This window comes from Aeribacillus sp. FSL K6-1121 (assembly GCF_038003725.1).
Taxonomy (GTDB): domain Bacteria; phylum Bacillota; class Bacilli; order Bacillales; family Aeribacillaceae; genus Aeribacillus; species Aeribacillus composti.
In genome coordinates, this window is the sequence record NZ_JBBOPS010000001.1 from 751,030 (window position 1) to 764,838 (window position 13,809).

A 13,809-nucleotide genomic window follows, 5' to 3' on the forward strand; every position below is an offset into this window, starting at 1 on the left:
TTAACAAAGGAGGGGAAACAATGCATCGCGGAAAAGGTATGAAGTTCGTTGGAGATTCTCGTGTGTCGGCTGAAAGAAAGCCGAACATACCGAAAGATTACTCCGAATACCCAGGGAAAACTGAAGCTTTTTGGCCCAACTTTCTTTTAAAAGAATGGTTAGTTGGCGCGGTCTTTTTAATTGGCTTTTTATGTTTAACCGTTGCCCATCCGTCACCGCTTGAGCGGGTTGCAGATCCTACGGATACTGGTTACATACCGCTTCCTGACTGGTACTTCTTATTTTTATACCAGCTTTTAAAATATTCTTATGCATCAGGTCCTTATACCGTTATCGGTGCAATCGTAATACCTGGACTGGCATTTTCTGCGCTACTTCTTGCTCCATTTTTGGATCGCGGGCCAGAACGCCGTCCGCATAAGCGTCCGGTTGCTGTAGGAATGATGCTGCTAGCTGTAGCTTCCATCGTTTATTTAACATGGGAGTCGGTTGAGCATACGGACTGGGAATTAAAAGAGGAACAAGGGAAAATTAAAGCGGAAGCTAAAATTGATACAAATTCGGAAGGATACAAAATATTTCAGGAACAAGGCTGCGTCTCCTGCCACGGTGATAACCTGCAAGGCGGAGCGGCTGGACCTTCTTTAGTTGATAACGGATTGTCTCCGGAAGAAGTTGCGAAAATTGCTAAAGAAGGCGTAGGAAGCATGCCTCCTGGAATCTTTAAAGGTACGGATGAAGAGTTGAAAGTATTAGCAGAGTTTGTTTCTAGTGTTACATCGAAATAAAAAGAGCTGACATCGCGTTTGTCTGTATAGCTTGTAGAGAAAGGAAGATTTTTTCTCTACAAGCTTTTTTATTGTCTTATCTCCATTGACTGTGAAACAACTCTAACAATTAAGTCAGCAAGATTGATGCGATTGTATTTTCTTTTTGTAGACTGGTAAATGAAAAAATAGAGGAGGTCAATCGCCTTTGTTGACGGCTTTCTATCCATTTACTATTTTTTGACAAAATGATAAAGAAGGAGGGCTAGGACACCTGCTTATTATACGTTTCTCCTGTACAATCTAAACAAGCCACGTGTTCTAAATCGGTATTGGTTTCTATAGCCAGTATGCTAAGGCGTTTACTGTTTTGATTTTATGATTTGTGCCCTCTGCTCATGTGTAGGTATGGAGTGTCTGAAAGTATTCCATGATTGGGGTATTTGATAATTGAATTTTGAGCTGCTCCAATTATATATTTCACGATCATCGACACAACGATATCGTTTCACATAAACAATTCAAAACAACGGTTTATTTCATAAGGGTAATTCACAGATTTTTCTCGTCCACCTGTTCTGAACATTTGTGGTGAAAAAAGCCGTAAAAGGACAGCGTTCTTGCTAAAACCTTTTCTCTATTTAAACATTATAATGTGTTTCAAACATATGTTAAGTAACGACTTAAAATTCTGGAAATTCTAGTCACACAGAAAATATGTTCAACCTCCTGATAATTGGTTGCATAGCACTAACATTCATTTCAAATAATTCAAAAATATTTTCTTTTTTGTGTTATTTCACAAAAATTAATGAAGAATCTATTATAAATATAAATGCTGAGCTATAATTACTCATAACATTAAAATAAGGGGGAATTTTTTTTTGGATGGTTTTATTGAAACATTGAGTGGGTGGCTTTGGAGTACGCCGATGATCGTATTTTGTATTGGAATCGGAGTGTTTTTTTCATTTATGACAAAATTTGCTCAAATACGATTGATCAAAGATATGGTTCAGCAAATGTTTAAAGGAAAAAGTTCCAAGTCGGGAATTTCTTCTTTTCAAGCATTGTCGATCGCATTATCGGGACGGGTCGGAACCGGGAATATTGCTGGTGTTGCTACTGCGATCGCATATGGTGGTCCCGGTTCAGTATTTTGGATGTGGCTAATTGCTTTTTTTGGTGCTGCTACGGCATATGTGGAATCGACACTTGGCCAAATTTATAAAGAAAAAGTGGATGGGATATACTGCGGAGGACCGGCTTATTATATTGAAAAAGGGTTAAATCGACGTTGGGCCGGAATGGTTTTTGCTGTGGCTGCGATTGTAGCAATGAGTGTTTTAATGCCGGGTGTTCAATCAAATGCCATTTCTTCTGGATTTAAAAAAGCATTCTCCGTTGATCCGACCGTAACAGGAATCATCTTAGTTGTACTATTGGGAGTGATTATTCTTGGCGGAGTAAAAAGAATCGCCAACGTCGCTCAATTAGTAGTGCCTTTTATGGCAATCGGATATATACTTATTTCACTTATCATTATTATCATGAATATTGAAGCAGTTCCTGGTGTATTTAAACTAATTTTCTCTAGTGCGTTTGGAGCTAATCAATTATTCGGAGGGATTTTAGGAAGTGCGATTTCTTGGGGTGTAAAGCGTGGGATTTATTCAAATGAAGCTGGTCAAGGAACGGGGCCGCATGCTGCTAGTGCTGCCGAAGTTTCCCACCCGGCCAAACAGGGGCTCGTACAGTCATTTTCTATTTACATTGATACATTGCTTGTCTGTTCAGCAACAGCTTTTATGATTTTGTTTACAAATTCCTACAATGTGTATGAGCCTGATCAAAAATCATTGCTTGTAAACAATATTGGAGAAACTGTTGAAGTGGGTACTGCTTATACTCAAATTGCAGTCGATTCCCAACTACCTGGATTTGGATCCCCCTTTGTAGCAGTGGCATTATTCTTCTTTGCATTTACAACAATAATGGCATACTATTATATTGCCGAGGTAAATATTATATATTTGTTTAAGAAAAAAAGTAAGAATATACCGATTCTTGTCTTAAAGTTAATTTTTTTGGCTGCCGTCTTTTACGGAACGGTTCGGACATCTGATATCGCATGGACTTTGGGAGATGTCGGACTAGGATTGATGGTATGGGTGAACTTAATCGGTCTCGTATTATTATATAAACCGGCCATCAGGGCGTTAAAAGACTATGAAAATCAGAAAAAACAAGGTGTTGATCCGACTTATGATTCTACAAAACAGGGTGTAAAAAATGCCGAATTTTGGGCAGACGGGTATAAACATGAAAATGAAGAAAGATCCTAAAGATTGCGTACCAACAATAAGCCCCTTTTTTAACGTAAATTGGCGAGAAGTCGCTCACCTTTATAGGCTGTGTGATGAATCGCCCTTTCTTTTCACTTGTGTTATGATCAGTTTATCAAAGGAAATGATCTTAATATAACATTGGGATTAGATAGTAATAATCATTCAGTGTTTTTCAGCATCGTAGACAATGATAGATGACGAAATATCAGAGTATGCAAACAGTACATTTGTTAGCATCGCTGAATCATATCACATGACTCTTTAGTCTTCCCTCCCGACTGTTAAGAGCTTCGGTATTCCTATGCGAAATTGTGGTAAACTCATTCTAGCCGGACGATCTTTGTTTCGCTTCTCCTCCAGGTCTGTTGATTAGCAAAATCTTTTATCAACCTGAGAATTCCTCGACAGCTGTACCGTACATTGCTGTACAACGGAAGAATTCTAAGTGAAACCGAGCAGTGCTGTATGCTCGATGAACGGGTTCACAGTAATCTTGTTTAAACCGCTCATAGCGGTTGTTGGAAAACAGTTTGGTGAGAATCAAGTTCATTGGCTTCAAAATCGCCAGTCGCAATCCAGTCCATGGCAAACATGCACTTAGCTTCTTTGATGTAATTTCCCATGGAACATCGTTTGTTGTAAAAACGCCACAAATTGAGCGCTTCCTACTCGAGGTTGGTGACGATTGGTTTGTATCGAAATCCGTATTAAAGATTAGATTTAGAGCATCTGGCCGTCATCCACCACCTGTGTTTGGCATTATGATTTCAACACGATGAGGGTTCTTCCAGAAGATCGCTTGGTAGGTGACCGTCATGCCTTCTTCATCATCGACGTACCATTTCCAGTAACGACAGGCGGCATCTTCCGCAGCGTGACGTTTCGTTGATGCAGGCAAGTCCTGTAGCGCTTTCTCAGGCTTGATTTTTCGTGTGCTCCAGGAATATTTGAATCTGTCGAAGTTGTTTGCATTTTGCGATGTACATTCGGTCTTGATTTTGTGGATAGGTGTGGTAGACTTCACCTTAAAGGTGCTCCTTTTTTGGTAGGTCATGTTCTTATCAAACAAAATTCTACCAAAGATGAGGAGCGCTTTCCTTATTTACAGAGAATGTTACTCTTGATAATCAGGATGAATATTGTTGCTGTGGAAGGCGATAAACTTATTTTAAAAATGCGTTCCTACCATTTAGTTCTTCAAAATATAAGGAACATTTCTGCAATGAAAAAAGAGTGTTTTCTTGGCATACATAGTACAGGGTGTCTCATGATACATGACCCCGAATTCAATAAAACCAAGGAGTGAACTTGGATGGGTTGGTTATTTTTTGTATTAAGGCAGCGATCATTTTTATATTTGATGCTTTTAATCAATACAGCAGGAACAATTTATGGTTATATTTGGTATAAACAGCAGCTTTCCGAAACACCGCCACAGTTTATTGCGTTTGTTCCTGACAGTCCAACCGCTAGTTTGTTCTTTGTTTTCGTTTTGATTGGGTTTCTTGTTGGAAAGCATTTTAAATTGTTTGAAGCACTAGCGATGATTACGCTATTTAAATATGGAATTTGGGCGGTTGCCATGAACCTGTTTGTATATTTGGAAACGGGTGTTTTATCCATTTACGGAATGATGCTCATTTTGTCCCATTTAGGAATGGCAATAGAAGGGCTGTTGTATGCACCGTATTATCGGTTTGAAATGAAGCACTTGATGCTGGCCTCCATATGGACGCTTCACAATGAAATTATTGATTACGTTTTTGATATGATGCCTCAATATAGCGTTTTAAATCAATATTCTGCGCTAATCGGTTACTTTACGTTTTGGCTGAGTATTATTTCCATTGCGATCGCCTATTTTTTTGTTATAAAAAATCAAACATACAAATTTGAATTGAAAGAATTGTAAGAAACATGGTCTACTCTTGTCCACTCTTGAATAACTATTACTAGTAGTTATAGGGGGGACAAGAATGAAAAAATGGATCAGTACGTTGATTGTTCTCTTGCTTTTTTTCCTGCTTCAAATACCGATCAATGCAAAAGAAAAAAACAATTGGGAAACATTGGATGTCATGACGAATTATGCGTGGCAGCTTTCAAAGCAAAAAAAGTTTGATGAAGCGAAGCAGCTGTTATTATTTCTTGAAAACGAATTTAAAGAAAATAATGTTGAAAACCGCTTATCAATAAATGAGCTTCGGGTCATTTCTGCTTCTTACGAAAAAGCGTTGGATGCCGTTGAGAACGATGGAATGAGCTATGAAGATCGGATCGACAAAGTCACTCAATTCCGGCTTGTTGTTGATGCAATTCTGTCTGAACACCAGCCGCTCTGGAGCACAATGGAAGAACCGATCATGACGACATTTGCAGAATTAAAAACGGAAATGGAAAAAGAGGATTGGGCGGCTTTTCAGCATGAGTGGAATCGTTTTTTGTCACTGTACTCCGTTATTTATCCAAGCCTTACCGTTGATGTTGACAGCAAAAACATTGATAAGATTGAAACACATATTTCAGCAGTAAACGACAAAATGTTTTTTGAAATTTCGAAAAAGACAAGACAGAAGCATATGATGGAAATCGAAAAAGACTTAAAAAACATTTTTGATCGCGTCAAAAACGACGAAGCAGATCCATCGCTGTTATGGGTGATGTTTTCAACGGGCAGCGTCATTTTTATTGCACTAGCTTATACAGGATGGAAAAAATACAAAGGAGAAAAAACAGATAAAAGAAAAGAGAACTAGAGTGCGGCCAACGAATATGTTGGCCTGTCAGTGCTTAAACAAGTTTTTGTTTTCATGAAGGGTAAATCCTTCTTGAGCATCATAAACATCGTTGACGACAAGAAACGCGTTAGTGCTCAATCGGATTTTTATTTTCATCAAGGGTAAAGCCCTCACCGAGTACATCATGAACGTCGCTGACGACAACAAACGCATGAGGGTCGACAGCTGTAATAACTTGTTTCAGCTTGACAAATTCATTTTTGGCGACGACGCAATATAAAATATTCCGATTCTGTTTTGTAAACGAACCTTGTCCTTTTAAAATGGTCACTCCGCGATCCATATCCTTCATGATTTTTTCGGCAATTTCCTCATGTTTCTCCGATATGATGGTCGCTGCTTTTGCTCTATAGGCACCTTCCTGAATAAAATCAATGACTCTTGTTCCGATAAAAACAGCCACTAATGTGTACATGGCTTCGCGATAGGATAAATAAAAAATGGACGATAAAGTGATCACGCACGCGTCAAATAAAAACATTGTTTTTCCCATGCTGATGCCGAAAAATTTATAAACAAGACGAGCAATGATATCAACTCCACCTGTTGTTCCGCCATAGCGAAAAATAATCCCTAGTCCAACGCCGATGAAAACTCCTGCAAACAGAGCCGCCAATGTTAAATCTTCATGTAGAGGAATATGAAATGGATGCAGCTGAAAAATCCATAAAAAGAACGAAACTGAAATCGTTCCAATTAATGTATACAAAAAAGTCGTCTTCCCTAAAAGCTTCCATCCAATAAAAAAAATGGGTACATTCAATACAAGATTGGAAATAGAGGGGTTGATTTGAAACAAAAAAAATAAAAGGAGCGTAATACCAGTAAAACCGCCTTCAGCTAAATTGTTTTGCATATTAAAATGAACGAGTCCAAACGAGAAAATAGCGGATCCGAGCAATATAAAAAAGAGGTTTTTCAATTTAAAAGGCAACAAACTCCCACCTCCTATTTTTTTCGATGTTTTTAATTATAATGGATCAGATTGTATGTTACAATTCAATCGACATTTCTTTTCATTGTCAAATGGTAAGGAATTAGCTAACATGAAAGAGAAGACAAATGAGGTGGTTGCCTAATGGAACGTAAAACAATTAAAGACCTGCAAAAAGAAGTAGATGATTACATATCCCAATTTAAGGAAGGCTATTTCAGCCCGCTGGCGATGCTTGCGCGATTAACAGAAGAGCTTGGTGAGCTTGCAAGAGAAATTAATCATTACTATGGGGAAAAGCCAAAAAAAGAAACGGAGAAAGAGAAAGAAATTGAAGAGGAAATTGGCGATTTATTGTTTGTCATCATTTGCTTGGCCAATTCTTTAAACATTGATCTTGAGAAGGCGCACGATCGCGTCATGCATAAATTTCAAACTAGAGATCGAAACAGATGGACAAAAAAATAGAAAGGTGATGGAATAATGGAACAAATTAAGATCGTCATTGCCGGCCCAAGAGGACGCATGGGGCAAGAGGCAGTAAAACTGGTAAATGAAACAGAGCATTTTACACTTTCAGCTGTAATAGACAAAATAAATGATGGCGAATGGTTTCAAGATCAAGTCCGCACCTATACAAACCCTGAACAATGCTTTGCAGAAACATCGCCAGACGTGTTGATTGATTTGACAACACCAGAGGTTGGAAAAATACATACAAAGCTTGCGCTGGAGCACGGTGTCCGCCCTGTAGTAGGAACTACCGGCTTTCAGGAAGAAGACTTGCAGGAATTGAGAAAATTAGCGGAAGAAAAAGGAATCGGGGCAATTATCGCGCCAAATTTTGCGATTGGAGCTGTACTGATGATGAAATTTGCAAAAATGGCGGCCAGATACTTCCCTGATGTTGAAATCATCGAAATGCATCATGATAAAAAGCTTGATGCACCTTCTGGAACTGGAATCAAAACGGCTGAAATGATTTATGAAGTTCGCGGAAATAAAAAGCAAGGACATCCGGAGGAAAAGGAAACGATCAAAGGAGCAAGAGGCGGCGAATGGAATGGCATTCATATCCACAGCGTTCGTCTTCCAGGGTTAGTGGCTCATCAAGAGGTTTTGTTTGGCGGTGACGGTCAAACGCTGAAAATTCGCCATGATTCCTATAATCGTGCGTCTTTTATGTCAGGAATAAAGCTTTCCGTTGAAACCGTGATGAAGATCGATACGCTCGTTTACGGGTTGGAAAACATTATTGAATGAGGGGGAAATATATGAAGATTTCACTCATTGCTCACGATAAGAAAAAGGACGATATGGTTCAATTTACCATTGCTTATAAACATATATTAGAAAAGCATGATTTATTTGCAACAGGCACAACAGGCTTAAGAATACAGGAAGCAACTGGACTGAAAATTCACCGCTTCCAATCCGGTCCGCTTGGAGGCGACCAAGAAATTGGTGCATTAGTCGCGAAAAACGAAATGGATGCCGTCTTCTTTTTTCGCGACCCGCTGACTGCCCAGCCTCATGAACCGGACGTTTCTGCCCTTATCCGTCTATGCGATGTGTATGCAATCCCCCTGGCAACCAATATGGGCACTGCGGAAATATTAGTAAAGGGGCTTGAACGGGGAGATTTTACATGGAGAAACATCATCCACGAGAAAAATTGAGCAGAAATCATAGTTTTGAAAATATCCTTTCCTGGTGATAATGAATGAAAAAATTGAAAATTGGCATTACTTGCTACCCGTCTGTTGGAGGATCAGGCGTGGTGGCGACAGAGCTTGGAAAATTGCTTGCAGAAAGAGGGCATGAAATTCACTTTATTTCCTCCAGCATGCCATTCAGGCTGAATAAGGTTTATCACAACATTTATTTTCATGAAGTGGAAGTTAATCAATACTCTGTTTTTAAATATCCTCCATATGATCTCGCTTTATCCAGCAAAATTGCCGAAGTCATTGAGAGGGAAAATTTAGATATTTTGCACGTTCATTATGCTGTGCCTCATGCGATTTGCGCTTTTTTGGCTAAACAAATGGTTGGGGGAAAAATAAAAATCGTCACAACTCTTCATGGTACTGATATTACTGTGCTAGGATATGATCCAACGCTCTCCATAGCGATCAAATTTGGGATTGAAGCTTCGGACCGCGTTACAGCCGTATCAAAGGCGCTCGTTAAACAAACATATGATTTATTGGAGCCTAAAAAAGAAATTGAAACGGTTTACAATTTTATTGATGAACGAATTTATCATAAAAAACATTTGCCTTCATTAAAAAGAGAGTACGGGATTCAAGATGATGAAAAAGTGCTTATACACGTATCAAATTTTCGGCAAGTGAAGCGAGTTCCTGATGTCGTCAAAGCATTTGCCCTCATCCGACAGGAAGTCCCATCGAAGCTGTTGCTGGTCGGCGACGGACCGGAAGTGTCGATTGTCATGAAATTAGTGAAACAGCTGCAATTGGAAGATCATGTGCTGTTTTTGGGGAAGCAAGAAAACTTAGATCAATTGTATTCCATCAGTGATTTAAAATTGCTGCTGTCAGAAAAAGAAAGCTTTGGATTAGTTTTATTGGAAGCGATGGCTTGCGGAGTTCCCTGTATTGGAACGAGGATCGGCGGCATACCGGAAGTAATTGAAGATCATAAAACAGGCTATATTGTTGAGCTTGGCGATATTGAGGATACCGCCGAAAAATCGATTCGCTTATTGGAAGATCAAACACTTCATCAAAAAATGTCAGAAAATGCGATACTGCTTGTCAGAGAAAAATTTCATTCTGAAAAAATTGTGTCAACATATGAGCAAATTTATTTTGAATTACTATCTGAAGGAGTTCCAACATGAAAGCAGAATTTGTGGAGGCAATACCGATTATAGAACAATTAAATGAGCATGGCCATGAAGCGTATTTTGTCGGCGGTTCTGTTCGTGATTTATTGCTGAATCGGAAGATCGGGGATATCGACATTGCCACATCAGCAAAGCCTGATGAGATTCAAAAAATTTTTCCGAAAACAATTGATGTTGGGGTGCAGCATGGTACAGTCATCGTTCTTCATAATGGAAAGCCGTATGAAGTGACGACTTTTCGGACGGAAGGGGAATACGAAGAGTATCGAAGACCTAAATATGTCCGTTTTGTCAGCTCGCTGCAAGAAGATTTAAAGCGGCGCGATTTTACAATTAATGCTTTGGCGATGGACAAAAACGGGCGCATTTTAGATTATGTCAATGGCATGGAAGATTTAGAAAACCGCATGATTCGTACAGTGGGAGATCCGTATGAACGCTTTTCCGAAGATGCGTTAAGAATGCTGCGCGCTTTAAGATTTGTCAGCCAATTGTCCTTTCGGCTTGAAGAAAAAACTTTGCAAGCCATAACCGTTTGGCATAAGCTTCTTCAGAACATATCGATCGAGCGAATAACTGCTGAATTTGAAAAGCTTCTGGCTGGAGCTTCCGCAAATGATGCGATACAACTATTAACTCTTACGAATGTTTATCAACATATGCCTGGATTAAAACAAAAGAAAGAACAGTTGAACAAGCTGCTCAGATATCCAATGCATAATTTGTGTAAGCGGGAAGAATACTGGACTGTTTTGTTATTCGTTTTAGAAACGGATGATGGTGAATCATTTATGCGGAATTGGAAGCTTCCTAGAAGGGTGATCAAAAAAGTATGCAGACATCTTGAGTTGCTCAATTGTCTCTTCGAGAAAGACTGGACAGCCTTTCTTTTATATAAGACAGGGCTTGAGGATGCTCTTCAGCTGGAAAGAATAAGGCAGGTGCTGCAAAAAGAAAAAAACGAAGAAGCCATTCAGAAACTGCAAAAGTCTTACGAACAGCTTCCAATCCATTCTAGAAAAGAATTGGCCGTAACGGGGAATGACATTTTAAACATCGTGCCGAAAAAGCCGGGCAAATGGGTGGAGGAATATTTAACGCTGGTTGAACAACAGGTTGTCAATGGATTGATTGAAAATAATAGCGGCGAAATAAAGGAGTGGTTAAAAAATTGCAATCAGAAATTAGGCGAAAGCTGTTAGCAGCTTTTTCTGAAGCTGATGGAGGTTATGTTTCAGGCCAAAAAATCAGCGAATTGCTCGGTTGTTCAAGAACGGCAGTATGGAAGCATATTGAGGAATTGAGGAAGGAAGGATTTGTCCTCGAGGCGGTGCGAAGAAAGGGGTACAGAATAGTCAAGACGCCGGAAAAAATTACAGCCAACGAAATACAATTAGGTCTGCAAACGGATTTTATAGGACAAAACATTGTATATTACGATACGGTTGATTCTACTCAAAAAATTGCCCATGAATTGTCGCAGAAAGGTGTTGAGGAGGGAACGCTCGTAGTTGCGGATGAACAGACAGGCGGAAGAGGGAGAATGGCTAGAGTATGGTATTCGCCAAAAGGTACAGGGATTTGGATGAGCATCATTTTGCGGCCGAACATACCTTTACAGAAAACTCCTCAGCTTACTTTATTGACAGCCGTTGCTCTCGTAGAAGGGATTGAAGAGGCAACAGGGCTTTCTCCGACCATTAAATGGCCCAATGACATTTTGATTAATGGAAAAAAAGCAGTCGGAATTTTAACAGAGCTTGAGGCGGAAGCTGATCAAGTGCATTCGGTGATCATCGGCATCGGTATTAATGTAAATCAGCAAATTGATGAATTTCCTGAAGCGATTCGCAATACCGCTACCTCCATAGCGATTGAAAAGGGAGAGAAAATTCATCGCGCCCTTATCATTCAAAAGTTTCTCGAACGTTTTGAAAAATGGTATACTACATATTTAGAGCATGGATTTAAACCGATTAAACTTTTATGGGAAAGCTATTCCATTAGTTTAAACAAAACGATCCATGCCCGGACATTATCCGGAACAGTTGTCGGCAAGGCTCTTGGCATTAATGAAGAAGGGGCGCTTCTCATTGAAACTTCTGAAGGAAAAATAGAAAAAGTGTATTCAGCAGATATTGATATCAAATAAATATATTTTACAATGAAATTTTGTTATACTTAACGAAAGGGCAGTATCCTGTTTGGAACTGCACCAAAAAAGTTTCATGTTGTCATTATTAAAAGATTGATTCTGCCTTGATCCAAAAGGACTGGGACAGAGGGATGAAGAAGCCGATAATAAGGAAATGGTAAAAATCCTTCTTTCTCAGTGAAAGAAGGTTTTTTTGATCGGTTCGTTCTTACCCTCTGCAACTACAAAAGAGGGGGAGTTTTTATGAAAACAAAGCTGGATTTTATTCAAATGAAACAAAAGCAAGAGCCAATCGTGATGATGACGGCGTACGATTATCCGTCCGCTAAGCTTGCTGAACAGGCAAATGTTGATATGATCCTTGTCGGCGATTCGCTTGGAATGGTCGTTTTAGGGTATGATTCAACCGTACCTGTAACGGTGGAAGATATGATTCACCACACGAAGGCTGTAAAACGTGGAGCAAAAAATACATTTGTTGTGACGGATATGCCCTTTATGTCGTATCATATTTCGACAGAAGACACGCTGCAAAATGCAAAGAAAATGGTGCAGCAAAGCGGGGCAGATGCCTTAAAGGTGGAAGGGCCTGTTTTTGACGTCATATCTCTGTTAACAAATGCCGGCATTCCTGTTGTTGCCCACCTCGGACTGACTCCTCAGTCAGTAGGTGTATTAGGCGGATATAAAGTACAAGGAAAAGAAGCGAAAAGTGCAGAAAAGCTGCTGCTAGATGCGAAAAAATGCGAACAGGCTGGCGCGATTGCCATTGTATTGGAATGCATCCCGTTTCAGCTGGCGGAAAAAATAACAAACGAGCTGTCCATTCCAACCATCGGCATCGGCGCAGGAAAATATACAGATGGACAAGTGTTAGTGTTTCATGATTTGATTGGATTTGGAGTGGAAAGAGTGCCGAAGTTTGTTAAACAATATGCAAATGTAAATGAAAGCATTGTAAAAGCGATTGAAGCTTATAAAGATGAAGTGAAAAATCGGGACTTTCCATCGTTGGATCATTCGTTCCGCATGAATGAAGAGGAACTTGCAAGCTTATATGGAGGAAAAGGAAAATGAAAATCGTCACTACAATAGAGGAAATAAAAAAAGAAATCGATCTCAAGAAAAAAGAAGGAAAAACGATAGGGTTCGTGCCAACGATGGGATATTTGCATGAAGGTCATTTATCATTGGTTGAACGGGCCAAACAGGAAAACGACGTAACGGTGATGAGCGTTTTTGTGAATCCGCTTCAATTTGGACCGAATGAAGACTATCAAACATACCCTCGCGATATCAAACGCGACGAAGAGCTGGCAAGACAAAAAGGGGTTGACCTTTTTTTCGCGCCGACAAAAGAAGAAATGTATCCGGAAGAACCTGCTGTCACAGTAAAAGTGACGAAGCGCGTTGACGTTTTGTGCGGAAAATCAAGACCGGGACATTTTGACGGAGTGGCAACGGTTTTAACAAAGCTGTTTCACATCATAACTCCAGACAGAGCCTATTTCGGATTGAAGGATGCCCAGCAAGTTGCCGTTGTTGCAGCACTTATAAAAGATCTTAATTTCCCAATTGAAATTGTTCCGGTGGAAACGGTTCGTGAAGAGGACGGATTGGCCAAAAGCTCTCGAAACGTACGATTAGACGAACAGGAACGAAAAGAAGCCGTTCATTTATATCAATCGTTATTAATGGCAAAAGAAATGGTTGAGAACAAAGTGCATGATCAAGAAGCCATCATCGAAAAAATGAGAGCGTATATAACGGAAAAGACGAGCGGAGAAATTGATTATATAGATATTTTGACTTATCCTGACTTGAAAAAACCAAACGCACTTACGGGAAAAATTATCGTTGCGATTGCTGTAAAATTTAAGCATGCTAGGCTGATCGATAATATTATTATCGATTTGACCTAAAGGGGGGGGGTTC

Annotated in this window: 14 protein-coding genes; 12 read left to right on the forward strand and 2 right to left on the reverse strand. The window is 39.6% G+C overall.

Annotation, left to right across the window (positions count from 1 at the left end; all coding sequences use genetic code 11):
* Positions 1–20 precede the first annotated feature (20 nt).
* The gene (locus NSQ61_RS03895) at positions 21–788 is read left to right on the forward strand and encodes a menaquinol-cytochrome c reductase cytochrome b/c subunit (protein WP_063388567.1); all 768 of its coding nucleotides are present in this window, start codon (positions 21–23) and stop codon (positions 786–788) included.
* 863 nt (positions 789–1,651) lie between these two features.
* Entirely contained in the window at positions 1,652–3,112 is a 1,461-nt protein-coding gene (locus NSQ61_RS03900) for an alanine/glycine:cation symporter family protein (RefSeq protein WP_063388566.1), read from the forward strand.
* A 739-nt stretch (positions 3,113–3,851) separates the two neighbouring features.
* Here NSQ61_RS03900 and NSQ61_RS03910 read toward each other — a convergent pair.
* Complete coding sequence (locus NSQ61_RS03910; protein WP_117016808.1) at positions 3,852–4,139, reverse strand: hypothetical protein; 288 nt, start codon at positions 4,137–4,139, stop codon at positions 3,852–3,854.
* Positions 4,140–4,427: 288 nt separating this feature from the next.
* On the opposite strand from NSQ61_RS03910, the gene NSQ61_RS03915 reads away from it, so the two are divergent.
* A complete protein-coding gene (locus NSQ61_RS03915) occupies positions 4,428–5,027 on the forward strand; it encodes a DUF1405 domain-containing protein (protein WP_066251898.1) in 600 nt (199 codons plus the stop codon).
* Between the two features lie 64 nt (positions 5,028–5,091).
* Positions 5,092–5,871 (forward strand): sporulation protein YpjB, encoded by a 780-nt coding sequence (ypjB, locus tag NSQ61_RS03920; RefSeq protein WP_063388562.1) that lies wholly within the window; start codon positions 5,092–5,094, stop codon positions 5,869–5,871.
* 109 nt (positions 5,872–5,980) lie between these two features.
* Here the strand turns inward: ypjB and NSQ61_RS03925 are convergent, their stop codons facing one another.
* Positions 5,981–6,850 (reverse strand): YitT family protein, encoded by an 870-nt coding sequence (locus NSQ61_RS03925; protein WP_094246122.1) that lies wholly within the window; start codon positions 6,848–6,850, stop codon positions 5,981–5,983.
* 141 nt (positions 6,851–6,991) lie between these two features.
* Between NSQ61_RS03925 and NSQ61_RS03930 the strand changes: the two genes are divergently transcribed.
* The 8 genes from NSQ61_RS03930 (at position 6,992) to panC (ending at position 13,796) form a co-directional block, all read left to right on the forward strand.
* Positions 6,992–7,315, forward strand: a complete 324-nt coding sequence (locus NSQ61_RS03930) for a nucleotide pyrophosphohydrolase (RefSeq protein ID WP_063388560.1) — start codon at positions 6,992–6,994, stop codon at positions 7,313–7,315.
* 15 nt (positions 7,316–7,330) lie between these two features.
* On the forward strand, positions 7,331–8,110 hold the full coding sequence (gene dapB, locus NSQ61_RS03935; protein WP_340806071.1) for a 4-hydroxy-tetrahydrodipicolinate reductase: 780 nt from the start codon (positions 7,331–7,333) through the stop codon (positions 8,108–8,110).
* Positions 8,111–8,121: 11 nt separating this feature from the next.
* Positions 8,122–8,526, forward strand: coding sequence for a methylglyoxal synthase (mgsA, locus tag NSQ61_RS03940; protein ID WP_340806072.1), 405 nt, complete (start codon positions 8,122–8,124; stop codon positions 8,524–8,526).
* Between the two features lie 44 nt (positions 8,527–8,570).
* Positions 8,571–9,713 (forward strand): N-acetyl-alpha-D-glucosaminyl L-malate synthase BshA, encoded by a 1,143-nt coding sequence (bshA, locus tag NSQ61_RS03945; protein ID WP_130156200.1) that lies wholly within the window; start codon positions 8,571–8,573, stop codon positions 9,711–9,713.
* Positions 9,710–10,921: a CCA tRNA nucleotidyltransferase gene (locus NSQ61_RS03950; protein ID WP_130156202.1), complete on the forward strand. Its 1,212-nt coding sequence runs from the start codon at positions 9,710–9,712 to the stop codon at positions 10,919–10,921. The genes bshA and NSQ61_RS03950 overlap by 4 nt, the downstream gene beginning before the upstream one ends.
* Complete coding sequence (locus NSQ61_RS03955) at positions 10,891–11,871, forward strand: biotin--[acetyl-CoA-carboxylase] ligase (protein ID WP_117016804.1); 981 nt, start codon at positions 10,891–10,893, stop codon at positions 11,869–11,871. The genes NSQ61_RS03950 and NSQ61_RS03955 overlap by 31 nt, the downstream gene beginning before the upstream one ends.
* Positions 11,872–12,117: 246 nt before the next feature.
* On the forward strand, positions 12,118–12,951 hold the full coding sequence (gene panB, locus NSQ61_RS03960; protein ID WP_066251892.1) for a 3-methyl-2-oxobutanoate hydroxymethyltransferase: 834 nt from the start codon (positions 12,118–12,120) through the stop codon (positions 12,949–12,951).
* Positions 12,948–13,796, forward strand: a complete 849-nt coding sequence (gene panC / locus NSQ61_RS03965; protein WP_066251888.1) for a pantoate--beta-alanine ligase — start codon at positions 12,948–12,950, stop codon at positions 13,794–13,796. The genes panB and panC overlap by 4 nt, the downstream gene beginning before the upstream one ends.
* Positions 13,797–13,809 lie beyond the last annotated feature (13 nt).

Excerpts from the sequence above, each read along its gene's own strand:
- NSQ61_RS03950 (WP_130156202.1), top strand. The coding sequence starts at position 9,710 with ATGAAAGCAGAATTTGTGGAGGCAATACCGATTATAGAACAATTAAAT.
- ypjB (WP_063388562.1), top strand. The coding sequence starts at position 5,092 with ATGAAAAAATGGATCAGTACGTTGATTGTTCTCTTGCTTTTTTTCCTG.
- mgsA (WP_340806072.1), top strand. The coding sequence starts at position 8,122 with ATGAAGATTTCACTCATTGCTCACGATAAGAAAAAGGACGATATGGTT.
- bshA (WP_130156200.1), top strand. The coding sequence starts at position 8,571 with ATGAAAAAATTGAAAATTGGCATTACTTGCTACCCGTCTGTTGGAGGA.
- panC (WP_066251888.1), top strand. The coding sequence starts at position 12,948 with ATGAAAATCGTCACTACAATAGAGGAAATAAAAAAAGAAATCGATCTC.
- NSQ61_RS03915 (WP_066251898.1), top strand. The coding sequence starts at position 4,428 with ATGGGTTGGTTATTTTTTGTATTAAGGCAGCGATCATTTTTATATTTG.
- dapB (WP_340806071.1), top strand. The coding sequence starts at position 7,331 with ATGGAACAAATTAAGATCGTCATTGCCGGCCCAAGAGGACGCATGGGG.
- panB (WP_066251892.1), top strand. The coding sequence starts at position 12,118 with ATGAAAACAAAGCTGGATTTTATTCAAATGAAACAAAAGCAAGAGCCA.
- NSQ61_RS03895 (WP_063388567.1), top strand. The coding sequence starts at position 21 with ATGCATCGCGGAAAAGGTATGAAGTTCGTTGGAGATTCTCGTGTGTCG.
- NSQ61_RS03930 (WP_063388560.1), top strand. The coding sequence starts at position 6,992 with ATGGAACGTAAAACAATTAAAGACCTGCAAAAAGAAGTAGATGATTAC.